This window comes from Alcanivorax sp. HI0083 (assembly GCF_001635175.1).
In genome coordinates, this window is sequence record NZ_LWFX01000091.1 from 1 (window position 1) to 908 (window position 908).

Sequence of the window (908 nt, forward strand, 5' to 3'; positions counted from 1 at the left end):
CATGTACCTGCAAGTCATCGACCCCAAAGCCGCCAGCTACGGCGTGGACGACTATGTCATGGCGGCCCAGCAACTGGCCCAGACCACCTTGCGTTCGGTGATCGGTAAAATTGATCTGGACAAAACCTTCGAAGAACGTGGCGAAATCAATATGGAAGTGGTTCGCGCCGTTGACGAAGCCGCCCAACCCTGGGGCGTGAAAGTGCTGCGTTACGAAGTGGCCGACATCAACCTGCCCGTATCCATCAAGGATGCCATGGAGAAACAGGTCCGCGCCGAGCGGGAACGTCGCGCGGTGGTTGCTGAATCCGAAGGTGAGCGCCAGGCCGCCATTAACCGTTCCGAGGGTGACCGCCAGGCGGCGATCAACCGCTCCGAAGGTGAAAAGCAGGAGATGATCAACATCTCTGAAGGTGAGAAAATGAAGCAAATCAACGAGGCGGAAGGTCGCGCCCGTCAGATCGAGCTGATCGCCACCGCCACCGGCGAAGGTCTGCGCCAGGTTGCCTCTGCCGTGAAAGAAGACGGCGGCCAGGAAGCCGTCAGCCTGCGTATCGCAGAGCAATACGTTACCGCCTTCGAGAAAGTCGCCAAGGAATCCACCACCATGCTGCTGCCCCAGGGGCTCAGCGATATCGGCGGCACCGTCGCCAGCCTGCAAAAAGTCCTCAAGACCGTGGAAAAGACCCCCGCTTGATTTCCAGCCCTGCGAGCGACCGCCATGCGCTCGCTCGCAGGATTATCCCCTTCTTCAAACTCTTCGTCCCCTGCTAGCGCCCCGCAAACCTCGACCTGTTCACCCTTTCCTGGTGAACCCGAATAAATGAAAAGCCTGTTATCTGCTCCATGGTAATTAACCTGCCCCTGCTATAGATTTTATAAGGACAGGAATTCTGACATGGAGAGTA

At 57.5% G+C, this 908-nt stretch carries 1 protein-coding gene; it reads left to right on the forward strand.

Annotated features, from left to right (window positions below; genetic code table 11):
• On the forward strand, positions 1–697 hold a 697-nt coding region (locus tag A3754_RS01035; protein WP_063518624.1), incomplete at its 5' end, for an SPFH domain-containing protein.
• Positions 698–908: the final 211 nt, after the last annotated feature.